This window comes from Paraburkholderia sp. C35 (assembly GCF_003121405.1).
GTDB lineage: Bacteria > Pseudomonadota > Gammaproteobacteria > Burkholderiales > Burkholderiaceae > Paraburkholderia.
This window is the reverse complement of record NZ_QBUY01000020.1, coordinates 78376-103310: the sequence shown is the minus strand read 5'-3', so window position 1 is coordinate 103310 and position 24935 is coordinate 78376. Positions and strand designations below refer to the sequence as shown.

The window sequence follows — 24935 nt, the reverse complement described above, 5'->3', positions numbered from 1 at the left end:
AGGTAGCCGCGTCATGCCAGTGCCCAGCAGCGCGAACTCCCGGTACAGCGGTATGTCGTGCAACGCCTCCTCCATCGCCGGGTCCGAGAGGCTGAACCACTGTTGCATAAAGTGAATGCGCAACATCGTTGCGACTGGAAACGGAGGGCGGCCGGTCTTGCCTTTGGGGTAGTGCGGCTCGATGAGTGCGATCAATTCTTGCCACGGCACAACGCGGTTCATCTCATCGAGAAATTCACGCTTTCGCGTGCGCTTCGTTGACAGATCCAGACCAAGACCGAGTTGTGTCATCGTGCCACTCCTTGAATTCGCCTCATCCCAGGATAGTGCACGCTCGCGTCAATGCCAGGACTTTTGCAGAGATTCCCTTACTTTCTTTGCGGCGGCAAAGAAAGTAAGTGCCGCCCCGCACAGGGGCAACACTAGCAAACCACTAACAAATCGCGGACGCCAGCCAAAGCAAAACCAAAACCAAAAAATCACCTAGCGGTATACCCACCATCAACCGGCAAAGCCACACCAGAAATCATCGAAGCTGCATCACTGAGCAAAAACAGAATCGGCTCAGCCACTTCCCGCGGTTCAGCGAACCGCTTAAGCGGAATAGCCTGCAAGGCAGGATCACGCTTGGAAGGCTCGCTCCAAGCCTTCACAGCCATAGGCGTCAGAGTCACAGTCGGATTCACACTATTCACCCGAATCCCATAAGCCCCCAACTCAACACATAAAACCCGCGTAATAGCATCCATAGCCGCCTTGGACGCGCAATAACTCAAATGATCATCGAGTCCGACTAGCGACGCCTGGCTAGACACATTCACGATGCTCCCCGCGCGCTTCGCGTCGATCATCGCCCGCGCAACGTGCCGCGCCACCAGCGCCGCACCGCGAGCATTCACATTCATCACGCTATCGAAGCTCGCCGCTGTCGTATCGATCGCCCGCTCGAGCACGGTAGTCCCAGCACAATTCACAAGCCCATCGCACACACCGAGCGACCCAACCGCCTCATCGATCGCCGCTTCATCACCAACATCGAGCACGAGCGGCTCACAGCCCGTCTCCTCAGCAAGGCGAGCCAGTTCACCAACATTCCGCGCCGCCGCTACAACCTGCGCGCCACTCGCGCACAACATCTCCACCGTGACACGGCCAATCCCGCTCGATGCACCCGTCACCAGCACCGAGCGTCCGGAAAAATCAAAGGTTGTCTTCATTTCGCTTGCAACCGATGCATGACCGGCTTCAACGCCGGATAAAGATCCGTATAGATGCCAAAACGCTCCGCATACAACGCCTGCCTCTCAGCATCCGGCTTCGCGCGCTCGATCAGCGTCACCCAGCCGCCGCGCGCCGCTTCCTGCGAAATCAGCTTCGTGCCATAAGCAGCAAGCAACGCTGCACCCATCGCCGCTTCCACATCCTGTTCGATCGTGTAGACAGGAAAGCCGGTAATGTCCGCAATGATCGACATCCACAGGTCCGAATGCGCTGCGCCACCCACTACGATCAGCTTGTCGTCGAGCGATTTCGCACCCTTGCGCCCCGCCACGATGTTGTGCTGCAACGCATACGCCACACCCTCCAGCACCGCGCGATACAGATGCGCCCGCGTGTGATACAGGTTCAGGCCCACGAATGCGCCGCTCGCCTTCGCATCCCACACAGGGCTACGCTCGCCCATCAGATACGGCAGGAACATCACGCCGTCCGAACCGGCCGGAATCTGTGCAGCGTCTTCTTCGAGCAGTTGATGCGGATCGCCGCCCTCGATCGCCTTCGCCGCTTCGATCTCGGCATGACAGAACTGCTCGCGATACCACGTCACCGACGCGCCCGCCGTAATCGCACCGCCGAACACATAAATATCCTTCAACCCGTTGAACACATGCGGCATGCTGATCAAGCCATGATGTGCATCCACGCTCTGGTTGATGTATCCCCAGCACATGCTCGTGCCGATCATCGCGACGTGCTGGCCCGCGCGCGTGACGCCCGCCGCATATGTCGCCATCGCCGCATCCACGCCGCCTGCCACGATCGCCGTGCCCGCGTCGAGTCCGAGTTGCTCCGTCCATTGCGACAGCAACCCGCCCACTACATCCGATGATTCGACCAGATGCTCCGGCATCATCGTTGCGGGAATGCCGAGCATGTCGAGCGCTTCGTCCGACCAGTCGCGCTTCGCAATGTCGTACACGCCGCCGATGTTGCCCGCCGAACTGTGATCGACGGCTACTTCGCCCGTCAGCAGATAGATCACATACGCGTTCGGCGGCAGGAAATAGCGCGTATTGGCCCACACGTTCGGCTCGTTGTCGCGCAGCCATAGCATCTTCGTGTAGCCGTAGTAGCTGTCAACGCCATTGCCCGTGATCGCATAGAGCCGTTCGAGATCGACGTTCGCGCGCACAGCGTCGACCTGCGCCGTCGCGCGCCGGTCCATCCAGATCAGGCACGGATACAGCGGCTTCATGTCGCTATCGACAGGAATGCCCGAGCCGCCATACAGGCTGCTCACGCACACCGATCTGATCGCATTCGACGCGACGCCCGCTTCACGTGCCTTCGCCACGCAGCGCGATATGCATTCGATCACTGCCTTCATCCACACGGTCGGCCATTGTTCGGCCCACAAGGGCTTCGGTGTATCCGGGTGGTAGCTGCTCGAATGCTGCGCGACGATTGCGCCGTTCTGGTCGACGAGCACGGCCTTCGTGCTCTGCGTGCCGATATCGACGCCGATGACGTAATTCATAGTGTCTCCGTGTGCGCGTCTCCACGACGCGCACTGTTCGTTTTGTCAGGCTACCTGGCCGGCTTCATCAACACCTTGATCGAATCGAGCGAGTTCGCGACCTTGATCGCCTCGTCCCACTCTTCGAGAGAAAAGCCGTGCGTGACGATGCCTTTCGATGTGACGAGTCCGCGTGCCAGCAGGTCGATTGCAACGGGATAACAGTAAGGGCCAAGGTGCGCGCCGCGCACGTCGAGTTCCTTGCGGTCGCCGATGATCGACCAGTCCATTGTAGTCTCCGCGCCGAACACCGAAAACTCGACAAAACGCCCGAGCTTGCGAATCAGGTCCATGCCCTGATTCACGCCGGCAGGCACGCCCGTCGTTTCGATGTAGACGTCGCAGCCGTAGTTGTCCGTCAATGACTTGATGATGGCAAGCGCATCTTCCTTCTTCGGATTGATGGTGACGTCGGCGCCGTATTCGCGCGCCAGTTCGAGCCGCTCGTCGACCAGATCGATCACTACCAGCTTCTTCGGTGTCTTCAGGTGCGCGACCTGCGTCATCATCAGGCCGAGCGGTCCCGCGCCCGCGATCACGACCACATCGTCGAGTTGTACGTCGCCGCGATTGACGGTGTGAATCGCGCATGAGAGCGGCTCGATGATGGCGGCATCTTCCAGCGAAATGCCATCGGGAATCCTGTGAACGATGGCTGTCGGCGGAATGCGCATGTATTCGGCCATGCCGCCGTCCGCGACTTCGCGCTGGAAGCCGAAGATGTTGTGCACTTCACACATCCAGTATTGCCCCGATTTGCAATAGCGGCATTTGCCGCAAGGCACGATCTGTTCAGCGATCACGCGATCGCCCTTCTCCACGCCGAAATGTTCTGCGGCGCCTTCGCCGACTTCTTCGACATAGCCAAAGAACTCGTGGCCCGGAATCACGGGTGCCTTGACCCAGGGGCTCGGTCCGCCCCAGAACATCTTCGCGCCGGAATGGCATTTGCAGTCGCTTGCGCAGATGCCGCACGCGGCGATGCGAATCACGAGTTCATGCGCGCGTGCCTGCGGCTTCGTCACGCGTTCGACACGATAGTCTTCCGGCGCGTGACACACGATCGCCGTCATGTTTGTGCTGTTGTCCTGAGTGGTCATTGCATTGCCTGCCTGAAAAGGTCAAAGAAGTGAGCTGCGTTATTTCTTGCGGTCGCGGCTGATATAGATCGCGAGCAAAATGATTCCGCCCTTGATCACGTTCTGCACATACGGATTCACGCCGACCATGTTGAGGCCGTTGTTCAGCACGCCGAGCAGCAGCGCGCCAATCAACGTGCCGACAATCGAACCGCGCCCGCCTGAGATCGACGTGCCGCCCATCACCACGGCGGCGATGGCATCGAGTTCGAAGCCGACGCCCGCGTTCGGCTGGCCGCTCATCAGGCGCGACGTCAGCACGAGGGCCGCGAACGACGACGTCAAACCCGCCAGCGTGTAGACGATCAGCTTGACGCGCGCGACGCGCACGCCGGACAGACGCGTGGCCTGCTCGTTGCCGCCGATCGCATACACGTAGCGTCCGAACGGCATGCGCTCCAGCAGCAGCCACGCGATGGCATAAATCACCAGCATGATCAGCACGGGCGCCTGAATACCGAACACCTTGCCGCTGCCGAAGAAACTGACCCAGTCGGGCAAGCCATCGATCGGATAGCCGCCCGTGTAGATCAGCGCGAGGCCGCGTGCGATGCCCATCGTCGCCAGCGTGACGATGATGGGCGGCATGCCCGCGAACGCCACGAAGAAGCCATTCGCAATGCCGAAACCGAGTCCAACGGCAATACCGATTACGATCGCCGCGACGCCATTTAGGCCGGCGACCATCAAGCCCGCCGACAGCGTGCCCGACAGCGCCATCACCGAACCAACGGAAAGATCGATGCCGCCCGTCAGGATCACAGCCGTCATGCCGACGGCGATGATCGCGTTGATCGACACCTGCCGCAGCACGTTTTCCAGATTCGCCGCCGACAGAAAACTGTCGCTCGCGAACACCATCACGATGCATACGACCAGCAGACCGATAAACGGATAGAACAAGGTCGAGCGTTTGATGCTTGCCCAGTTCATGCGAAAGGGTGCACCCGGCGTATCGGAAGCCACGGTCGAGGTCTTGGGAGAAGTATTAGGCGTGTTCATGCTGGGTTGCTCCACGAGTTGCAGCCGATGCACCAGCCGTTGCATAGGTCATCACGGCATTCGATTCGATCTGATCGCCTTCGAGCATCGCTTCGATGCGTCCCTGCCGGAATACTGCAACGCGATCGCACATGCCGACGATCTCCGGCAGTTCCGACGAAATCATGATGATCGAGTAGCCACGCGCCGTGAGTTCGCGCATCAGCAGATAGATTTCCGCTTTTGCGCCCACGTCGATGCCGCGCGTCGGTTCATCGAAGATGAGGATGTTGGTGTGATGGTTCAGCCAGCGCGCAATCACCACCTTCTGCTGATTGCCGCCTGAGAGCGTCGCGACTTCCGTGTGCATCGTCGGCGCCTTCACGCCGACGCGCTTCATGATGTCGGCCGTCGCCTTCGCCTCGCTGCGGTGATCGATGAAGAAGCGGCCGGTGCGGTACTTGCCGAGGTTGTTGATCGAAATGTTCTGCTTGATCGAGAACGAGGTGATCAGCCCTTCCGTCTTGCGGCTCTCGGGCAGAATGCCGATGCCGGATTTCAATGCGTCGGCGGGATCGGACAGATTTGCCACGGCGCCGTTAATGCGAATGTCCTTCACATGCGCAGTATCCGCGCCGATCACTGCGAGCGCTGTTTCCGTGCGGCCCGAGCCGACCAGTCCCGCGAAGCCGAGAATCTCGCCTTCGCGCAACGTGAATCGATTGGTCGGTCCGTCCTTGTGAAGCTGCAAGGCGTTCACTTCGAGCACGGCCTTCGCATCGGCGGGCAATGCGGGCTTCGGCGGAAAGCTGTTTTCGATCTTGCGCCCGACCATCATCTCGACAAGACGGCTCACGTCCGTCGTCTCGACATCCGTCATGCCGACATACTGGCCGTCGCGCAGCACGGTAATGCGGTCGCACACTTCGAAAATTTCTTCGAGGTGATGCGAGATAAAGATCATCGCGACGCCTTGCTGCTTGAGCTCGCGCATGATCGTGAACAGATGCTCGGCTTCGGCGGGCGTGAGCGTCGCCGTAGGTTCATCGAGAATGAGAATGCGCGCGTTCAGCGACAACGCCTTGCCGATTTCGACGAACTGCTGCTGCGCCACCGACAGTTCGCGAATCGGCACAGCAAGATCGATCGCCACGCCGAGCCGTTTGAAAATTTCCGCCGCCGCGCGCCGCATCGTCGCGCGATCGAGCATGCCGAAGCGGCTGCGCAATTCGCGTCCGAGAAACATGTTCTCGACGGCGTTCAGATACGGAATCAGGCTGAATTCCTGAAACACGATGCCAACGCCCGCCGCCACTGCGTCGTGATAGTTCGTGAAGTGCCGCGCTTCGCCGTCGATCACGATCGTGCCGTCGTCGGGCTGATAGATGCCGCACAGGATCTTCATCAACGTCGATTTGCCCGCGCCGTTCTCGCCGAGCAGTGCATGGATCTCGCCGCGCGCGATCTCGAGATGAATACCCTGCAGCGCCTTCACGCCGGGAAAGCTCTTCGTGATGTGGTCGAGTTTGAGAATCGTGTCCATCGCGTTTCCTTTGCGCTTCCTGCTCGCTTCATGCAATGACGCAGCGCGTCGTCTGCGTCATCGCATACGCAACGCTTACCAGCTGAAGCCCTTGGCGTTGTCCTTGTCGACCAGTTTCACGTCGACGGGAATCGTCTTCGGCACATTGGCGCCCCACTTCTTCGCGAGCGCCACACCGATGGCAAGGCGAATCTGGTCGCGCGGGAATTGCGCGGACGTTTCGATGAACTTCGAATTCGGCTTCTGGATCGCCGTGATCGCTTCCGGTGCGCCATCGACGCTCGTCAGCTTGATATCCTTGCCCGACGATTCGATCGCCGACAACGCGCCCATCGAGCCGCCGTCGTTCACGCTGAAGATGCCCTTCAGGTTCGGATGCGCCTGAATCATGTTCTCGGTGACGGACAGCGCCGTCGCGCGTGCCTGCTTGCCGTTCTGCGTATCGACGATCTTCACGTTCGGGAACTTCGCGCGCGCCGCCTTGCAGCCGCGCACGCGCTCGAGAATCGGCACGACAGGAATGCCGTCGAGAATCGCCTCTTCGCCGCTGCCGCCAATCGCTTTGGCGAGGTACTCGCACGACATCTGGCCGGCGTCGAAATTCTTCGAGCCGACGAACGAATCGACAGGACCGTTCGCGTTCGCATCCACGGCAACGACCACGGCGCCCGCCTTCTTCGCCGATGCCACGGCCGACTGGATGCCCGTCGAATCCGTCGGATTCACGAGCAGGATGTCGATCTTCTTCTGCAGCATGTCTTCGACGTCGCTCACCTGCTTGCTTACATCGTGATGCGCGTCGGTGATGACGACGGTCGCACCGATCGACGCAGCCGCGTCGTTCAGCGCCTGTTGCATCGTCACGAAGTACGGATTGTTCAGTTCCTGGAAAGTCATGCCGATCTTCAACGGCGCGGCTTGCGCGGCGGGCGCAACGAGTGCCGTGCCGAGCATCAGCGCGGTGAAGGTCAGCGTGGCACCCAGGCGCGACGTGAGTGAAGTGGTGTGCGTCATGGCTTGTCTCCGTTTATGAGGATGAGTGCTTCCCTCGCGCACTGTTGAGGCGCGATGAGCAGGTGAAACGTCAGGACTTGCTGGTGTGCTCTAGGTCGTCGCGAGCGGCGAACCCAAAGGCGGATACGCCGCGGGCGCGGCGCGAGGCTGGGAATCCGGATGACCGCGCGGATGTTGGCGGGCCTGCTCGGCAGGCACGATGGAAGGCGCGTTGGCAATGCCCCTGCCGAGCGCCGCCGCAGCTTCCGATGCGACGCGGCTCGCGTCGTTCAGTTGCTGGAAGCGGCGGAACTTCGACGGCGCCATGCCCTTCGCGGTGAGGAACTGCCGGTTGAAGTTCGACAGGTTGTTGAAGCCGACCTTGTAGCAGATGTCGGTGACGCTCAGGTCATCGTCCATCAGCAACTGGCACGCGAGATTGATGCGCATGCGGTTCACGTACTGCACGAAGGTCAGACCCGTATGCCGGCGGAAGTAGCGCGAAAATGCGCTCACGCTTTGTCCCGCGAGTTGCGCGAGATCCGATTCGCGCAACTCCGACGACAGGTTCTTACCGATGTACGACAGCACGTGATTGATGCGCGTCGATGCATAGCTGGTCGGATCGATCTGATACGCGGGGCTGGCGAGCAGTGCGCGGTCGCTGGCATTCAGCAGGATTCCCATCATCGACAGGAACAGCACGATGCGGCGCAGGCCGCGCGCGTCGAGCAACTCCATGAAGAGCGGCGTGATCAGGGCGCTGGTTTGCGGGCCGAACGACACGCCGCGCCGGGAATCGGCGAGCAGCGCTTCGAGCGTGCGCCATTCCGGAAAGCTCTCCGTGCAATGCGCGACGAAGTCCTGGCCGAACTGCACGACGAGGTTCCGCTGCGCGATCGTCACGCCGTCGGGCACTTCGCTGACCCAGTTATGCGGCAGGTTCGGACCCATCAGCACGAGATTGCCCGGCGCAAAACTGCCGATGTAATCGCCGACGAACATCTTGCCCGTCGTCGCGACAATCAGATGGATTTCGAATTCAGGGTGAAAGTGCCAGCGCACCGTACGGTACGGAAAGCCGTGATACCACGCCTTGAACGACTCGTCGCGGCGCACGGTGACCAGTTCGAGATCGGGTTGCACGTCAGTCTCCTGAAACGGCGGCCTGAACAGATGAATGCGCACGGTCTGCACGACGCCCATGCCCAACCGCATGTCGATGCGCGTGCAACCAGCCTGTCGATGTGACGATGCCCTTCATCTGTCTGCCTCCTGTCTCTTTGCTCATGCGCGGCACTGCGGCTCGCGAGCGGACATGCTCATTTGCTCTTGTTGTGTGTACCGAAAGTTAGACCCACCGCGCAATGACGGCCACTAGAAATGAGACCGCCGACCGATACTTTTTTGCATTCGGGTTAGTCCTGGCCTCTGCGCTGTCAAATTTGATGCAATGCAACAGTCCTGCGACGTCCCGTCCTGCATCGCTTCGCGCGCGGCTTGCGTGCCGCACAGCGCCGTCCCACCGCGCTGCGCCACGAAAAAGCCGTGTGCTCCGCCTTGACTTTCGATCAGTCGAATACGATCATTAGTTCATATTGAGAGCAAATGCTCCAAATTTCTTCGAACGTCGGCGAGACACCTTCTAGACTTATCCCAAGGAACGCACGCGAAAAACCGTGCGCATAAAGGAGACACACATGAACAGCGGCCCCAGCAAGCAGGTGATCCTGCATATCGGCGCAGGCTCATTTCATCGTGCGCATCAAGCCTGGTATCTGCACCGGCTCAACGAAGCGCGCCAGCCCGACGATCCGCACTGGTCGCTCACCGTGGGCAATATCCGCAGCGACATGAATGCCGTCGCCGAAGCGCTTGCCGCGCAGAACGGCGTCTACACGCTCGAAACCGTCACGCCGCAAGGCGAGCGCGCCTACGAAACGATCCGCTCGATCGAACGCGTGGTGCCGTGGTCGGCGAACCTCGATGCACTCGTCGAAGCGGGCGCCGATCCTGCGTGCAAGATCATCGCGTTCACGGTCACGGAAGGCGGCTATTACCTCGACGAACACGACAGGCTCGATGCCTCCAACCCCGATCTCGCCGCCGATCTGAACGGCGCGCGCACCACGATCTACGGCGCGCTCGCCGCCATTCTGGAAGCGCGCATGCAGCGCAATTCAGGACCCGTCACGCTGCAGACCTGCGACAACCTGCGCAGCAACGGCGACCGCTTCCGGGCAGGCATGACGCAGTTCCTGGACAAACGTGGCGCGAGCGAACTGCGCGCATGGTTCGATGCGAACACGGCATGTCCGAACTCGATGGTCGATCGCATCACGCCGCGTCCCACACCCGATGTGCGCGAGCGTGTGAAGGCCGCGACCGGCTTCGACGATGCCTGCCCTGTGATGGGCGAATCGTTCATCCAGTGGGTGATCGAGGATCACTTCATCGCCGGGCGTCCTGGGTGGGAAAAGGTCGGCGCGGAGATGGTCGAATCGGTGCTGCCGTATGAAGAGGCGAAGATCCGCATTCTCAACGCGACGCATAGCTGTATCGCGTGGGCGGGGACGCTGGTCGGCCTGACCTACATTCACGAAGGCACGCACGACGCCGAGATCCGCCAGTACGCGTACGACTACGTGACGCAAGACGTGATTCCGTGCCTCACGCCCAGCCCGCTCGATCTCGCGAAGTATCGCGATGTCGTGCTCGAACGCTTTGGCAATCCGTATATCCAGGACACCAACCAGCGCGTCGCCGCCGACGGTTTCTCGAAGATTCCCGGCTTCATCGCACCCACGCTGTCCGAGTGCTTTGCGCGTAACGTCGAGCCGGACGCGACGGCGATGCTGCCCGCGCTGTTCTTCCGCTTTCTCGACCGCTGGCAGCAGGGCAAGCTGCCGTACACGTATCAGGATGGCGTGATGGATGAAGGCGTCGCGCGCGGCTTCTTCAGCGCGGCTGACCCGGTGCAGGCGTTCTGCGCCGACAAGCTGCTGTGGGGCAGCATGGCAGGCACGGCATCGCTCGACAAGGTCGTGCGCGCGGCGCTTGGCCGCGTCGATGCGTGGCTCGCCAAACGCAACGCGTAGGCGCGCAGACACGCTGTCTTCTGCGTTTTATCGAGGCCGCGCATGGCGACGAACCACGCGCGGCCTTTCCCTTGATCGTCGTATCCGGTGCATGTCTTGCGTCAGGTCTTTTGCGCATGGCATCGCAAGCGGCATGCGGCTAAAGTAGCGCATCTCCTACCGGTGAAGGTTTCGCGCCCATGTATCTCGGCATCGACCTCGGCACGTCCGAAGTAAAAGTTCTGCTGCTCGCGTCCGACGGACGCGTGATCGGCACGGCAGGTTCTCCGTTCACAGTTTCGCGGCCGCATCAGCGCTGGTCGGAACAGAATCCGTCCGACTGGTGGGAAGGCACGCGCACCGCCCTGTTCGCGCTGCGCAGCCGTTTCCCGGAGCAGTTCGCGCAGATTCGCGGCATCGGCCTGTCGGGACAGATGCACGGCGCCGTGCTGCTGGACAAGGAAGACCGCGTGCTGCGTCCCGCCATTCTGTGGAACGACATGCGCTCGGTCGAGGAATGCGAAGAGCTGTATCGCCGCGCGCCCGACCTGCACAAGATCGCCGGCAATCTCGCCATGCCCGGTTTCACTGCGCCCAAACTGCGGTGGGTCGCGCGCCACGAGCCGGAGATTTTTGCGCAGACGGCCTGCGTGCTGCTGCCGAAAGATTATTTGCGCCTGCAACTGACGGGCGACAAGGTATCCGATCCATCCGATGCAGCCGGCACGCTCTGGCTCGACGTCGCGCAGCGCGACTGGTCGGACACGCTGCTGGCCGCCTGCGATCTGAACCGCTCGCATATGCCGCGTCTTGCTGAAGGCAGCGCGCCGTCCGGCACGCTGAAGCCGGAACTCGCGCGCGAACTCGGCCTGCGTGAACCGGTGGTGGTCGCAGCGGGCGGCGGCGACAACGCGACGAGCGCGATCGGCATCGGCGCGACGCAACCGGGCGATGGCTTCGTGTCACTCGGCACGTCGGGCGTGTTGTGCGTGATCGGCAACAGCTTCCGGCCGAATCCGGAATCGGCGGTGCACGCGTTCTGCCACGCGATTCCCGACCGCTGGCATCAGATGAGCGGGGTGTTGTCGGCGGCGAGCTGCCTGCGCTGGGTCTGCAAGCTCACCTCCACCGACGAGCCCACGCTGCTTGCCGAAGTCGAAAAGCTCTCCGACGATGCGCTGGTCACTGCGCCGCTGTTCCTGCCGTATCTGTCGGGAGAACGCACGCCGCACAACGATCCGTATTCGCAAGGTGTGTTCTTCGGCATGACGCACGCGACCGACCGCGCGCTGCTCGGATACGCCGTGCTCGAAGGCGTGACGCTCGCGCTGACGGACGGCCTCGACGCACTGCGCGCAGCGGGCACGGAAGTGAGCGCGCTGTCGCTGCTGGGCGGCGGCGCGCGCAGCAACTACTGGGCGCAACTGCTCGCCGATTCGCTGAACACCACCACGCGCAAGCATGGCGGCGGCGAGACGGGCGCAGCGCTGGGCGCAGCGCGTCTGGGCTGGCTCGCAGCGGGCGGCGATCCGGAAAAGGTGCTGACCAAGCCGCCCGTCGAAAAAGAATTTACGCCGAACGCGCAGCGTCATGCCGTGCTGCGCGAGCGGCTCGCGAGTTATCGTGCGCTGTATCGCCACGTCAAGCCGATGTTCGCGCCCACGCATGACGCGAACGCGGCGTGAACGCGGCCTGCGTGCATTGAACAGCCCGTGCAGCCTGCGATGAACGTCCACGGCATGCAGCGCGCCAGAACGCCCTACGCGAATGCTACGGGCTTCCTGACGACACATTGACGTTGTGCGCCCCGGCGCCATCAAGACCGACAACATCGTGCCCAAGTCCACTGAAAAGCTCGATCTCGCAACGCGCGCCGCCTGGCTCTACTACGTCGCGGGCAACACGCAGAACGAGATCGCGGAAAAACTGCAGGTGTCGCGGCCCGTTGCGCAGCGGCTGGTCGCGTTCGCCGTCGAGAAGAACCTGATTCGCGTGCGTGTCGATCATCGGCTGGCGGATTGCCTGTCGCTCGCCGATCAGCTGTCGAAGCGTTACGGCCTCTCAATGTGCGAAGTCGTCCCCGTCGATAACGACAAGCCAGAAGAAATCGATCGCAAACTTGCCGTCGCGGGCGCGCAGGTGATGGAGCGTTACCTCGGCGAAGAGAAACCGATGGTCGTCGCCGTGAGCAGCGGCCGGACGCTGAAAGCGGTCGTCGATCAGGTCGGGCAACTGGAGCGGCCGCAGCATCGGCTGGTGTCGATGGTCGGCGCGATTGCGCAGGACGGCTCGTCGAACCGCTACGACGTCGCGCTGCACATCTCCGAGAAGACGGGCGGCAAGCACTTCCTGCTGCCCGCGCCGCTGATCGCAGACAGCGAGGCCGAACGCGCGCAGTGGTGCAATCACCGGCTGTACCGGATCGTCGAGTCGCTGTCGGGTGAAGCGGACGTGGCGTTCGTCGGGATCGGCAATATCGGGCTGCATTGTCCGCTGCATGAAGACGGCTTCATCACGTCGGATGAAGTGGAAGAACTGGTGTCGCGCGGCGCGGGCGCGGAACTGCTCGGCTTGCCCATCAGTGCAAGCGGCGAGCGGGTCGAATCGCCGACCGGCCGCCGCGTGACGAGCGTGCGGCTCGATTCGCCGCCGACGCGCCCCGTGATCGGTTTCGCGGGCGGCGAGCGCAAACGCAATGCCGTCATTGCCGCGCTCAAGGGCGGCTGGCTGTCGGGTATCGTCACCGACGAGTTGTGCGCGCGTGCTGCGCTGAGCCACGACGCCGGTTAGTTCGTGACGCGCGGCGAATCAGGGCGCTTCGAGCGCGCCGCGCACCGCTTCCACGACGGGCGCCCAGTCGCCTAGATCCAGTTGCCGGAAAACACGAGCGCTCGGATACCACGGGTTCGTGTCGCCAGACATTCCCCAGCGCCAGTCGGCCTGCTTCGGCAGCATCACCCAGACGGGTATGCCTAGCGCGCCCGCCAGATGCGCGACGGATGTATCGACAGTAATCACGAGATCGAGCGACTCGATCACGGCTGCCGTCGCTTCGAAACTGTCGAGCAACTCGCCGAGCGCGCAAATCGGCCAGCGATGGGCGAGACCGTCGAGTTGCGCTTCGCCTGCGCCCTTCTGCAACGCAAACCACGCGAGACCCGGCACCGATGCCAGCGGCTCCAGCGCGGCAAGCGGCGCTGAACGGTAGATATCGAGGTAATGATCGGGATTGCCGGCCCACACCAGCCCGACTTTTCTGTGCGATCCCGATGCCTGCGCGAGCCGCCCGCGCCACGTGGCACACTGCGAGTCGTCCACCGACAGATACGGCACTGCGTTCGGAATGGTGTCGTCAGGCAGCCAGGCGGGCACGCTCATCATCGGACAGTGATAGTCGTATGCGTCATCTTTCGGGCGCGCCGCAAACACGCTGCTCACACCACGCACGCGCGCGAAAAGCGGCGCGAGTTCGGGACTGGTCCACACGTCGACGGTTGCGCCCATGTCATGCAGCACGCTCGCGTAACGCACGAACTGCACCTGGTCGCCTGCACCCTGTTCGCGCTCGAGCAGAATGCGCTTGCCCTCGAGCGGTTCGCCGCGCCATTCGGGCACGTCGTGTTTCGGGTAATCGCGCAGTCCGCTTGGCGTCGTCTTGCGATGCTCGTAGTACGCCCAACCCTGGCGATAGTGTCCGCGCCGCAACGCGGACATGCCCAGCAGCTTGTACGCATTCGACAGATCCGGCGTGAGCTCGATGGCACGCCGCAAATGGGCATCCGCTTCGTCGTAGCGCGACATGCAGGTGAGCGTGAACGCGACGTTGTTGTGCAGTGTCGGCGAGTCCGGCATGGTCTCCAGCGCACGTCGATAGCGAACCAGCGCATCCTCGAACTTCAACAGTCCGTCCGTCGCAAATGCGATCCCGAACAACGCGTGCACGTTGTCCGGCTCCTTCTGCAACGCGCGCTCGAAGCAGATCGCCGCTTCCGGGTAGCGACGCGTAGCGTTCAGCGTCAGGCCGAGACCCAGCAGCACGCGCAGATCGTCGGGCGCATAGCGCGACGCGTAGGCGTACGCGGTCACGGCTTCGTGCGGACGGGAAAGGACGTCGAGCATATCGGCGCTGCCGAGCGCCGCTTCGAAGAAATCGTGGTCGAGCGCGAGAGCGCGCTGGAAGCTGGCCAGCGCGTCCTCCGGTTTCGACAGGTGCCGTAATGCCTTGCCCAGGTTGCAGTGCGCGAGCGCATCGTCGGGTGCGCAATCGACTGCTCGGCGAAAGAAGTTTGCCGCACCTTCGTTGTCGCCGCGCGCAAGCGCGGCAATACCGCGATCGTTCAGACAGTCGGCGTCGTTCGGCCGCAACGCGAGCGACGCATCGAAACACGTTATCGCGCGTTCGACATCCTGGCGCTGCAAGTACAGCACGCCGAGCAGATAGTGCGTGCCGGCATCGTCGGGTTGTGCAGCGAGAATCGCACGATAGGCCTGCTCGGCGCGATCGAGTTCGCCTGCGCTGTGCAACGTTAGCGCATGCGCGACGGGCGGCAGGGAGACACTGTGTTGAGGTGTGGGGACGGAAGCGTTGTGCATGGCGTCTTGAGTCGGCCGTACACGCATGCTCACGTGACCGGAAAACCCATCACGCGATGATGCGTTCGGCGAAGTGGACGGAGAATCGACAGAACCCACGGAAAGAACCGCTCAGGTGCGCCCTGTCAAACGAAGCACAATTTTGATATGGGATATACGTCCGATAAATCGGATAAGTCTTAGTCTGCCGCGCAAGACAGAGACCCAAAAGAAAAAGCGCCGTTGCGTGGACCGCAACGGCGCCTCACTGACAGCCAGATCAGCAATCAGGCCGCGAGCACTTCGACGATCTTGCGATGGAACGCCAGCCCGTCGCTGTCGAACAGATGGCAATGGTCGGGCGTCGCGCCGACGCGGATCGTTGCGCCCTTCTCATGCCGTTCGAGCGGCGGAATGCGGGCGATCAGGCCATCCGGCGCGACGCTGCTTTCCGCGTACAGATACGCGGCATCGCCCAGCGATTCGATCGCCATGATGCGCGCCGACACGCCATAGTCGGGCATGTCGAGATGGAGATTCTCGGGGCGAATGCCGACCGTCACCTTATCGCCTTCCTTCGCGCGGCCCGGGTCGACCAGCACGAGTTGCGTCTCGCCCGTTTCGTACTTCACGAGCACGCCGTTCGCCGACACCGATTGCACGACGCCTTCGAGGAAGTTCATCTTCGGCGAGCCGATGAAGCCCGCGACGAAGCGGTTGGCCGGCGCGTGATACAGCGTGTTCGGGCTGCCCACCTGCTCCAGATTGCCCGCCGACAGCACCACGATCTTGTCCGCCAGCGTCATGGCTTCGACCTGATCGTGCGTCACGTAGATCATGGTCGTCTTCAGTTCGTCGTGCAGGCGCGCGAATTCGAGACGCATCTTCACGCGCAGCGCGGCGTCGAGGTTCGACAGCGGTTCGTCGAACAGGAACACCTTGGGCTTGCGCGTGATCGCGCGGCCGATCGCCACGCGCTGACGCTGGCCGCCCGACAGCTGCTTCGGCTTGCGTTCGAGCAGATGGTCGATGTGCAGGATCTTCGCGGCGTTGCGCACGGCGGCGTCGATCTCCGGCTTCTTGGTGCCCGCGAGCTTGAGACCGAACGCCATGTTGTCGTACAGCGTCATATGCGGATACAGCGCGTACGACTGGAACACCATCGCGATGCCGCGCTTGGCGGGCGGCACGTCGTTCATGCGCGTTCCGTCGATGTTCAGGTCGCCGCCCGAGATGTCCTCGAGGCCGGCAATCATCCGCATCAGCGTGGACTTGCCGCAGCCGCTTGGGCCGACGAACACGACGAACTCGCCGTCCTGAATGTCGAGGTTGATGTTGCGCATCACCTCGTTGTCGTCGTAGGCCTTTCTGATGTTGCGCAGCGTTACGCTTGCCATGATGTCTCTCCAGGTATCTCTACTGCGTTTAATCCGTTTAATCGTTCACCGCTGGCTTTACGCCATCGTCACGCGATGCAGCCATTGCGCGACGAGATCCGGCAGTTGCTTCATGTCATCGAATACATGCTGTGCGCCCACACGGCGCAGCGCTTCCATCTGATCGTCGCTCGCGTGGCCGCCACCGATAAATCCATACACCGTCATGCCCGCAGCCGTTGCCGCCGTCACGCCCGTCACGCTGTCCTCGATCACGAGGCAGCCTTCCGGGTTCACGCCTAGGCCACGCGCCGCAGCGAGATAGACATCGGGCGCGGGCTTCGGATGCGCGACGGAATCCGCGCAGAAGAGCCGGTCGCCGAAATACTTCACCAGCCCCGTGCGTGCCAGCGCCGCTTCCACATACGCACGGAAGCTGTTGCTCGCACACGCCTTCGTCAACGGAATCGCGGCGAGCGCGGCCTCGATGCCATCCACCATCGGCGCCTTGACGGCTGCCCGCTCGACGGCGCTTCGAATCGCTTCGACATCGACTTCGCTGAGCGTCTTGCCAAGCGCCGATGCCGTACCTGCCAGCACGCGCTCCGTGCGCAGGCCGAGCAGCGGCATCACGACGGGCGCGACGTCCGTGCCGGGCCAGCGCGCTTGCAGCTCCTCGACGAGCACCGCGGCAGCGACGGCTTCGCTGTCGATCAGCACGCCGTCGCAATCGCAGATGAGCGCAACGCCGGGGACAACTGCGGCTTCCGTTCTGTTCTCCGTCACTTGACCGCCCCGAACGTAAGACCACGCACCAGCTGTTTCTGCGATACCCAGCCGACGATCAGGATTGGTGCCACAGCCAGCAGGGACGCCGCCGACAGCTTCGCCCAGAACAGGCCTTCAGGACTCGAGTACGACGCGATGAACACCGTCAGCGGCGCGGCATTCGAACTGGACAGGTTGATGCTCCAGAACGCTTCGTTCCACGACAGGATCACCAGCAGCAGCGCCGTCGATGCAAGCCCCGGCAGCGACATCGGCATCAGCAGGTAGACGATTTCCTGCCATGTCGCCGCGCCGTCGATACGCCCGGCTTCGAGAATGTCGCGCGGAATTTCCGCGAAATACGTGAACGACATCCATACCGCGATAGGCAGATTGATCAGCGTGTAGACGATCACCAGACCGCTGACGGTATCGAGCAGGCCGCTGTTCTTCCACAGCAGATAGATCGGCACCAGCACGCCGACGGACGGCATCATCTTCGTCGACAGCATCCACAGCAGGACTTTCTGCGTGCGTCGGGTCGGGAAGAACGCCATTGCGTATGCGCACGGCACGGCGAGAATCAGGCACAGCAACGTGACGCCGACCGAGATCAGGATCGAGTTCCACGCGAAGCCGAAGTAATTGCTGCGCGCGAATACTTCGCGGAAGCTCTCCAGCGTCGGCATGAAGAACAGCGACGACGCGTAAGCCTGCTGCTCCGTCTTGAATGCCGTGATGGTCATCCAGAAGATCGGGAAGAACAGCAGCAGCGCGATGATCCACGCGAGGATGCCTGGAATCGCGCGCCGCACGATGGCGAACGGCGAATCGGCTTTCGCGACGTTGGTCGTAACAGGTGTAGCGGCAACCTGGCTCATTTTTCGTACTCCCCTTTCAGGTTCTTCGCGAGCATGCGCACGAGGAAGAACGACACGATATTCGCGAGCACCACAGCGAGAATCCCGCCCGCCGATGCCAGACCGACGTCGAACTGTTGCAGGCCGAGCGCGTAGATCAGGTACGACAGGTTGGTGGTCGCGTTGCCCGGACCGCCGCCCGTCGTCGTGTAGATTTCAGCGAAGATCGACAGCAGGAAAATGGTTTCCATCATCACCACCACGGCAATCGCGCGCTTCAGGTGCGGCAGCGTGATGAAGAAGAACATCGCAAACGGACCGGCACCGTCTATCTTCGCGGCTTCTTTCTGTTCCTGGTCGAGCGACTGGATCGCTGTGAACAGAATGAGGAACGCGAACGGCAACCACTGCCACGACACGATGATGATCACCGCTATCAACGGATAGTCCGCGAACCAGTCGATCGGCGTCATGCCCATCGCGCGCATGCCCTGCGCGATCAGCCCGTACACCGGATGCAGGATCATGTTCTTCCAGATCAGCGCGCTGACTGTCGGCATCACGAAGAACGGTGCGATGGCAAGCAATCGTGCGATGCCCTGCCCGTAGAACTTGCGGTCGAACAGCACCGACAGCAGCACGCCACCGACCACCGTGATCACCAGCACCGAGATGATCAGCTGCAACGTGTGCAGGATCGACGGGCCGAAGGACGGGTCGCTGGCGAGGAATTTGTAGTTATCGATACCCGCGAATCCCTTGACGTCCGGATTCAGCAGGTTGTAGCGCGAGAACGAAAACCAGATCGTCATCGCAAGCGGTATCGCCATCCATAAGACGAGAATGCCTACGGACGGCATGGCGAGCCAGCGCGCGTGCGCGGCCTTGCGCTCTTCGCGCTCGTGGTCGGTTTGGGGATGGGCGTGCATGAGGGGTAGACGCAAGTGTTGACGCATGATGGACCACCTCTTCGGTAGTGCGCACGACGCCGGGGGTGCGACGCGCTGTGCTGCCAGGATCCGGCTGACGATGCGCTGTCAGCCGGCGTTTTCCATCTGGTTCCGGCTTACTTCGAGGCTACGGTATCGACCTTGGCGGTCCTGGACACGCTGCCCGCGAGAGGATCAAGCAGACGGCGTGCCCATCTCGGCTTCAGGCCTTACTTCTGATAACCAGCCTGTTTGACGGCGCGATCCGCCGTCGCATTGCCCGCTGCCAGCGCCTGATCGACCGTCATCTGGCCTGCCACTGCGCCAGAAATACTTTGACCGACCACCGTGCCGAACGACTGGAACTCGGGGATGCCGACAAACTGCACGCCCGTGTACGGCACCGGCTTGAGCGGCGGATGATCGGGATCAGCCGTTTCGATGGCCTTCAGCACGAAGTCGCCAAACGGTGCGGCCTGCTTGTACTCGGGGCGTGCGTAGGTCGACTGACGCGTGCCCGGCGGCACCGACGCCCAGCCTTCATCCTTGGCGACGAGTTCGATGTACTGCTTCGAGGTTGCCCACGTGATGAACTTCTTGGCGGCGTCCGTCTGCTTCGACGACTTCGGAATCGCCAGTGCCCACGCCCACAGCCAGTGCGAACCCTTCGGCGTGACGGCCGTCGGCGCGGCAGCAAAACCGACCTTGTCGGCGATCTGCGATTGCTGCTTGTTGTAAAGCATGCCGGCTGCAACCGTTGCGTCGATCCACATGCCGCACTTGCCCGACGACATCAGCGTCAGGTTTTCATTGAAGCCGTTCGAGCTGGCTCCCGGAGGGCCGTCCTTCTTCAGCAGATCGACGTAGAACGTGATCGCCTTCTTCCATTCCGGCGTGGTCAGCTGCGCGTTCCACTTTTCGTCGAACCAGCGGCCGCCGAACGTGTTCACCACCGTCGTCGCGTAGGCCATGTTCTCGCCCCAGCCCGCCTTGCCGCGCAGACAGATGCCGTAGACGCCGTTGGCCTTGTCCGTCAGCTTGTCGGCGAATTGCGCGATCTGGTCGTAGGTCGGGTTATCGGGCATCTTCAGGCCCTTGGCCGCGAACAGATCCTTGCGGTAATACGTCATCGAGCTTTCGACGTAGAACGGCAGCGCGTACAGCGAGCCGTTGTACGACAGACCATCACGCGCCGTCTTCACGACGTCGTTCAGGTCGTAATCGGCGGGCAGGCCCGTGAGCGGCGTGAGCCAGCCGCGCTTGCCCCATTGCGGCGTTTCATAGGCGCCGATCGTCATCACGTCGAACTGGCCGCTGCCTGTCGTGATGTCCGTCGTCGCGCGCTGACGCAGCACGTTTTCTTCGAGAATCACCCAGTTGAGCTTGATGTCGGGATTCGCTTTCTCGAACTCCGGCGACAGCTTCTTCAGCTCGATCATGTCCGGGTTGTTCAATGTCGCGATCGTCACGGTGGCCGCGTGTGCGCTGAATGCAGCGAACGCGAGCGCCGCCGCGCCGAAAACGTTGAGAACGGGTTTGCAGGTGGGCTTCATCGTTTGTCTCCTTTATTCGTACTTGCGTGTCGTTACGTGAGCGGCGCTTGCGTTTGTGTGGCGCCGTAGTGCGGATGCCGGTGAAGGAATGACGGTCAGCTCATCCAGTTGCCGCCGTCGACGTTCAGGGTTTGCGCGGTGATGTAATCCGCATCCGATGACGCGAGGAACAGCGCCGCCCCCGTCAGATCCGCGGGCAGCCCCATCCTGCCCAGCGGCACCGCTTCACCGACGAGACGCTTCTTCTCGCCCAGCGGCCGGTTTTCGTAACGTGCGAAGAGCGCATCGACCTGCTCCCACATCGGCGTATCGACGACGCCCGGTGCGATGCCATTCACGTTGATCTGGTGCGGCGCGAGCGCGAGCGCAGCCGATTGCGTATAGCTCAGCACGGCCGCCTTGGTCGCGCAGTAGTGCGACACGAGCGCCTCGCCGCGGCGGCCTGCCTGCGACGACATATTGATGATCTTGCCGCCGTGGCCCTGCTCGACCATCTGTTTGGCCACGGCCTGCATCAGGAAGAACATGCCCTTCACGTTGACCGCGAAAAGCTTGTCGAAGATGTCCCAGGATTCGTCGAGGATCGGGCGCATGTCGAACAGCGCCGCGTTGTTGAAGAGAATGTCGACCTGACCAAAACGCTGCAGCGTTTCATCGACGATGCGCGTGATGTCGTCACGCTTCGTGACATCGGCGCTGATGGTCAGCACCCGGTCGGCGTCCGTTTCGCGCAGCGCGTGCGCGAATTCGTTGGCCGGCTTCACGTCGACCAGTACACAGCGCGCGCCCTCTTCGAGATACCGGCGGGCCACTGCTTCGCCGATACCGCTTGCCGCGCCCGTGAGAATCGCAACCTTGCCTTGCAGTCGGGCTGTCACAACCTGTCTCCGGTTCGTTTGATTCTTCGATTCTGCCTGAGCTAACGCTCGGTGATCGAGCAATTGCTCTCGTTGTGATCGAATGATCGGATACGCGTCCGGTCATGTCAAGGCGCGCCGCGCAATTTCGATGGTGCAGCGCGGCAGCGTCGGCAGGCTCGCCGACGGTTGTTCTTCCTAAGAATCGGCGATGACTTTGCAACGGGCAATGACAATTTTTCGAGATACGTTATATCATTGCGCCTTCGTTGATTCCGCCGTTGTCCGGAGATTGCGCCCATGGCTCGCTCATCCGATGTCCACACGCATCACGCTGTTCATGCCGATCAGGCCGCCCGCGTGGCGCACAAGCTCGCGCGTGCCGACGCACTCGCCGCCGAGCGCGGCCTCGCGCTGACCACGCTGCGCCGCCAGATCTACACGCTGATCGCGCAGAGCGAGCGCCCGGTCGGCGCCTACGATCTGCTCGCCGCGCTGGAACCGCAGCGTGGCCGCGTGCCGCCGACCACCGTGTATCGCGTGCTCGACTTTCTCGTCGAGCATGGCTTCGTGCATCGGATCGAATCGAAGAATGCGTTTTTCGCGTGCTGCCAGATGGGCGAACCGCATCAGAGCCAGTTTCTGATGTGCGACGCATGCGGCGAAACCGTCGAGATTCCCGGCGACGGCCTCGCCGCGCAGTTGTCGCGCAGTGCGCCCGCGCACGGATTCGAAGTGCATCACCAGGTGGTCGAACTGAGCGGACTGTGTGCCGCCTGCAAGCACGACCGCTCCTGAGTCTTTCCATTCAACCCAGACGCCTCTCAGTCAACAGGTCATTCCGATGAAGAAGAACAATTCGATGTGGAAGTTTCTGACGCGCGCCGCCGCTTCGACGGTATTCGCCCTGACATGCGCTCAAGCCACGCACGCGCAGGAGGCGAAAATTCCCGTGGTCGCCGCGGAGAATTTTTACGGCGATGTCGTGCAGCAACTGGGCGGCGATCGCGTCGATGTGACGAGCATTCTCAGCAATCCGGATCAGGATCCGCATCTGTTCGAAGCCAGCCCGAAGACGGCACGCGCGCTGCAGCACGCGAGCCTTGTCGTCTACAACGGCGCCGACTACGATCCGTGGATGGCGAAGCTGCTGAACGCGTCGAAGAACGACAAACGCAAGACGATCGTCGCGGCGGAACTGGTCGGCAAGAAGAGTGGCGACAATCCGCACCTCTGGTACGACCCGGCGACGATGCCTGCCGTCGCGCGTGCGGTGAGCGCGGCGCTGAGCTCGGCTGATCCGGTGCACAAGGCGGCGTATGATGCGAACCTCGCGAAGTTTCTCGACTCGCTCAAGCCGGTCGCCGACAAGGTCGCGGCGCTGCGCAGCCAGTACGCGCATGTCAGCGTGACGGCGACGGAGCCGGTGTTCGGTTATATGTCCGATGCGATCGGCCTCGACATGCGCAACCAGCGCTTCCAGCTGGCGGCGATGAACGATACGGAAGCGAGCGCGTCGGATATCGCTGCGTTCGAGCGCGACCTTCGCGAGCGGCGCGTACGCGTGCTGATCTATAACAGCCAGGCAACCGAGGCGCTCACCAAACGCATGCTGAAACTCGCGCAGCAATCGCATGTGCCGACAGTGAGCGTCACGGAGACGCAGCCGGCTGGAAAGCACTACCAGCAATGGATGCTGGCGCAACTCGACGCGCTCGGCAACGCGCTCGCCGCGGGTAATGTGGGTAGTGCGGGCGGGGCGAACAAGGGAACCACTCAATGAACATGTCGACGGGCAACGCGCCCGTGCTCGAACTGGATCGCGTGACGCTGGAACTCGGCGATCGCACGATCCTGCGCGACACCAGTTTTACGATTCGCCAGGGCGAATTTATCGGCGTGCTTGGGCCGAATGGCGCAGGCAAAACCACGTTGATGCGCTCGGTGCTCGGCCTCGTGCCTGCGTCGGGCGGCGCGGTGCGCGTGCTCGGCGAGCCGGTGATGCGCGGCAATCCGTCGATCGGCTACATGCCGCAGACACGCAGCGCCCTAGCCGGCCGACGCGTGCGCGGACGCGATTTCGTCGCGATGGCGGCAGACGGTCATCGCTGGGGACTGCCGCATGCCGATGCAAAAACCCGCGCCGATGTCGATCGCGTGCTGGCACTGGTCGGCGGCACGGCGCTCGCCGCTCGTCCACTTTCAGAGCTGTCGGGCGGCGAACGGCAACGCCTGCTGCTCGCGCAATGTCTGCTCGGCAATCCACGTCTGCTGCTGCTCGATGAACCGCTGATCAGTCTCGATCCGCATCATCAGAAGACGGTGGTCGAACTGGTGAAGCGCGTGCAGCAGGAACTCGGCATCGCCGTGCTGTTCTCGGCGCACGAACTCAATCCGCTGCTGCACGCACTCGATCGCGTGCTGTATCTCGGAAATGGCGTCGCGGCGCTCGGCACAGTCGATGAAGTGATCACGAAGCCCGTGCTCTCGCGGCTGTACGGCTCGACCATCGATGTGATGCGCGTGAATGGCCGAATCTTCGTGATGTCGGGCGACTTCGATGTCGAGAAGCACGATCACGAGCACGAAGACGACGATCATCAGCACGGCGAGCCGCATGGTCACGCGCATGGCCACAAGCACGCGCACCATCACGCCTCAAGCGACGGACACACGCACGATGTTTGAATACGATTTCATGGTGAACGCCTTCGCGGCGTCGGGGATTGTCGCGGTGCTGTCGGGCATCGTCGGCTACTTCCTCGTGATGCGCGGGCAGACGTTCGCGGGACACGCGTTGTCGCACGTCGGCTTCACGGGCGCGACGGGCGCGGTGCTGATCGGCATTTCGCCTATCTGGGGGATGATCGGCTTCACGCTCGCGGCGGGCGTCGGCATGGGCGCGCTGGGCGAGAAGCTGGCGGGCCGCGATGTGGCGATCGGGGTGATTCTGTCGCTGGCGCTCGGCTGTGGCCTGCTCTTCCTGCATTTCTTCACAGCGTATGCAACGCAGGTAACGGCGCTGCTGTTTGGTAACGTGCTCGGTGTCAGTTCATCGACGCTCGCCGTGCTGGCTGCTTTGGGCGTGGTCAGTCTGGTTGCGCTGGCTGCGATCATGCGGCCGCTGCTGTTTGCGTCGTTGCAGCCTGAACTGGCCGAAGCGAAAGGCGTGTCGCTGCGTCTCGTGTCGGTGCTGTTTCTGGCGATTGCGGCGCTTGCCGTGGCTGCGTGCACGCAAATTGTCGGCGTGCTGCTCGTTTTCACCCTGATGGTTGGACCGGCCGCCGCCGCGCAAAACCTGTCGACGCGGCTTTCCATCGGACTCGTACTCGCGGCGCTGCTGGCGCTGGCGCAAGCCTGGGCCGGCGTGACGCGCGCTTTTTATCCCGCCTGGCCGACGAGCTTCTGGATTACCTTGCTTGCGGCGCTGGTGTATGGGGTGAGTCTGCTGGTGCAGCACGCGCGGCGGTAAGCGAACAACCACCGCGCG

The 24935-nt window shown here is 62.3% G+C and carries 22 protein-coding genes; 7 read left to right on the top strand and 15 right to left on the bottom strand.

Going from position 1 to position 24935, the window contains the following annotated elements; genetic code table 11:
• The 8 genes from DK391_RS15385 to DK391_RS15350 all read right to left on the bottom strand — a co-directional run.
• Positions 1-291, bottom strand: a 291-nt coding sequence (locus DK391_RS15385; protein WP_162600811.1) for a transposase, incomplete at its 3' end; no start/stop codon positions are given.
• A 188-nt stretch (positions 292-479) separates the two neighbouring features.
• Positions 480-1217: an SDR family oxidoreductase gene (locus DK391_RS15380; protein WP_109478825.1), complete on the bottom strand. Its 738-nt coding sequence runs from the start codon at positions 1215-1217 to the stop codon at positions 480-482.
• On the bottom strand, positions 1214-2758 hold the full coding sequence (locus tag DK391_RS15375) for an FGGY-family carbohydrate kinase (RefSeq protein ID WP_109478824.1): 1545 nt from the start codon (positions 2756-2758) through the stop codon (positions 1214-1216). Before DK391_RS15375 ends, DK391_RS15380 begins: the two co-directional genes overlap by 4 nt.
• Before the next feature lie 50 nt (positions 2759-2808).
• On the bottom strand, positions 2809-3897 hold the full coding sequence (locus DK391_RS15370) for an alcohol dehydrogenase catalytic domain-containing protein (RefSeq protein ID WP_109478823.1): 1089 nt from the start codon (positions 3895-3897) through the stop codon (positions 2809-2811).
• A gap of 39 nt (positions 3898-3936) precedes the next feature.
• Complete coding sequence (locus DK391_RS15365) at positions 3937-4938, bottom strand: ABC transporter permease (RefSeq protein ID WP_109478822.1); 1002 nt, start codon at positions 4936-4938, stop codon at positions 3937-3939.
• Positions 4925-6460, bottom strand: a complete 1536-nt coding sequence (locus DK391_RS15360) for a sugar ABC transporter ATP-binding protein (protein WP_109478821.1) — start codon at positions 6458-6460, stop codon at positions 4925-4927. Before DK391_RS15360 ends, DK391_RS15365 begins: the two co-directional genes overlap by 14 nt.
• Positions 6461-6535: 75 nt before the next feature.
• A complete protein-coding gene (locus DK391_RS15355) occupies positions 6536-7474 on the bottom strand; it encodes a substrate-binding domain-containing protein (protein WP_109478820.1) in 939 nt (312 codons plus the stop codon).
• A 90-nt stretch (positions 7475-7564) separates the two neighbouring features.
• On the bottom strand, positions 7565-8599 hold the full coding sequence (locus tag DK391_RS15350) for an AraC family transcriptional regulator (RefSeq protein WP_109478835.1): 1035 nt from the start codon (positions 8597-8599) through the stop codon (positions 7565-7567).
• A 554-nt stretch (positions 8600-9153) separates the two neighbouring features.
• Between DK391_RS15350 and dalD the strand changes: the two genes are divergently transcribed.
• The 3 genes from dalD (at position 9154) to DK391_RS15335 (ending at position 13320) form a co-directional block, all read left to right on the top strand.
• The gene (gene dalD, locus DK391_RS15345) at positions 9154-10551 is read left to right on the top strand and encodes a D-arabinitol 4-dehydrogenase (protein WP_109478819.1); all 1398 of its coding nucleotides are present in this window, start codon (positions 9154-9156) and stop codon (positions 10549-10551) included.
• A 179-nt stretch (positions 10552-10730) separates the two neighbouring features.
• Complete coding sequence (gene xylB, locus DK391_RS15340) at positions 10731-12215, top strand: xylulokinase (RefSeq protein WP_109478818.1); 1485 nt, start codon at positions 10731-10733, stop codon at positions 12213-12215.
• A gap of 148 nt (positions 12216-12363) precedes the next feature.
• Positions 12364-13320, top strand: coding sequence for a sugar-binding transcriptional regulator (locus tag DK391_RS15335; RefSeq protein ID WP_109478834.1), 957 nt, complete (start codon positions 12364-12366; stop codon positions 13318-13320).
• An 18-nt stretch (positions 13321-13338) separates the two neighbouring features.
• Here DK391_RS15335 and DK391_RS15330 read toward each other — a convergent pair whose 3' ends face one another.
• The 7 genes from DK391_RS15330 to DK391_RS15300 form a co-directional block, all read right to left on the bottom strand.
• Positions 13339-15123 (bottom strand): tetratricopeptide repeat protein, encoded by a 1785-nt coding sequence (locus DK391_RS15330; protein ID WP_239482831.1) that lies wholly within the window; start codon positions 15121-15123, stop codon positions 13339-13341.
• Between the two features lie 266 nt (positions 15124-15389).
• On the bottom strand, positions 15390-16499 hold the full coding sequence (gene ugpC, locus DK391_RS15325; protein ID WP_109478816.1) for a sn-glycerol-3-phosphate ABC transporter ATP-binding protein UgpC: 1110 nt from the start codon (positions 16497-16499) through the stop codon (positions 15390-15392).
• A 57-nt stretch (positions 16500-16556) separates the two neighbouring features.
• On the bottom strand, positions 16557-17264 hold the full coding sequence (locus DK391_RS15320; RefSeq protein WP_109478815.1) for an HAD-IA family hydrolase: 708 nt from the start codon (positions 17262-17264) through the stop codon (positions 16557-16559).
• A complete protein-coding gene (locus DK391_RS15315; RefSeq protein ID WP_109478814.1) occupies positions 17261-18127 on the bottom strand; it encodes a carbohydrate ABC transporter permease in 867 nt (288 codons plus the stop codon). Before DK391_RS15315 ends, DK391_RS15320 begins: the two co-directional genes overlap by 4 nt.
• Positions 18124-19062: a sugar ABC transporter permease gene (locus DK391_RS15310; protein ID WP_109478813.1), complete on the bottom strand. Its 939-nt coding sequence runs from the start codon at positions 19060-19062 to the stop codon at positions 18124-18126. The genes DK391_RS15315 and DK391_RS15310 overlap by 4 nt, the downstream gene beginning before the upstream one ends.
• 203 nt (positions 19063-19265) lie before the next feature.
• Positions 19266-20588: a sugar ABC transporter substrate-binding protein gene (locus tag DK391_RS15305; protein WP_109478812.1), complete on the bottom strand. Its 1323-nt coding sequence runs from the start codon at positions 20586-20588 to the stop codon at positions 19266-19268.
• A 95-nt stretch (positions 20589-20683) separates the two neighbouring features.
• On the bottom strand, positions 20684-21466 hold the full coding sequence (locus tag DK391_RS15300) for an L-iditol 2-dehydrogenase (protein WP_109478811.1): 783 nt from the start codon (positions 21464-21466) through the stop codon (positions 20684-20686).
• Positions 21467-21745: 279 nt separating this feature from the next.
• Here DK391_RS15300 and DK391_RS15295 point away from each other — a divergent pair, with 279 nt between their 5' ends.
• From DK391_RS15295 to DK391_RS15280, 4 genes are read left to right on the top strand one after another with little or no spacing between them, the layout of a single operon-like run.
• Complete coding sequence (locus DK391_RS15295; protein ID WP_109478810.1) at positions 21746-22243, top strand: Fur family transcriptional regulator; 498 nt, start codon at positions 21746-21748, stop codon at positions 22241-22243.
• Positions 22244-22289: 46 nt separating this feature from the next.
• Positions 22290-23228 (top strand): metal ABC transporter solute-binding protein, encoded by a 939-nt coding sequence (locus DK391_RS15290; RefSeq protein WP_109478809.1) that lies wholly within the window; start codon positions 22290-22292, stop codon positions 23226-23228.
• Positions 23225-24133: an ABC transporter ATP-binding protein gene (locus DK391_RS15285; RefSeq protein WP_109478808.1), complete on the top strand. Its 909-nt coding sequence runs from the start codon at positions 23225-23227 to the stop codon at positions 24131-24133. Before DK391_RS15290 ends, DK391_RS15285 begins: the two co-directional genes overlap by 4 nt.
• Entirely contained in the window at positions 24126-24917 is a 792-nt protein-coding gene (locus tag DK391_RS15280; protein ID WP_109478833.1) for a metal ABC transporter permease, read from the top strand. The genes DK391_RS15285 and DK391_RS15280 overlap by 8 nt, the downstream gene beginning before the upstream one ends.
• The last annotated feature ends 18 nt before the right edge of the window (positions 24918-24935 follow it).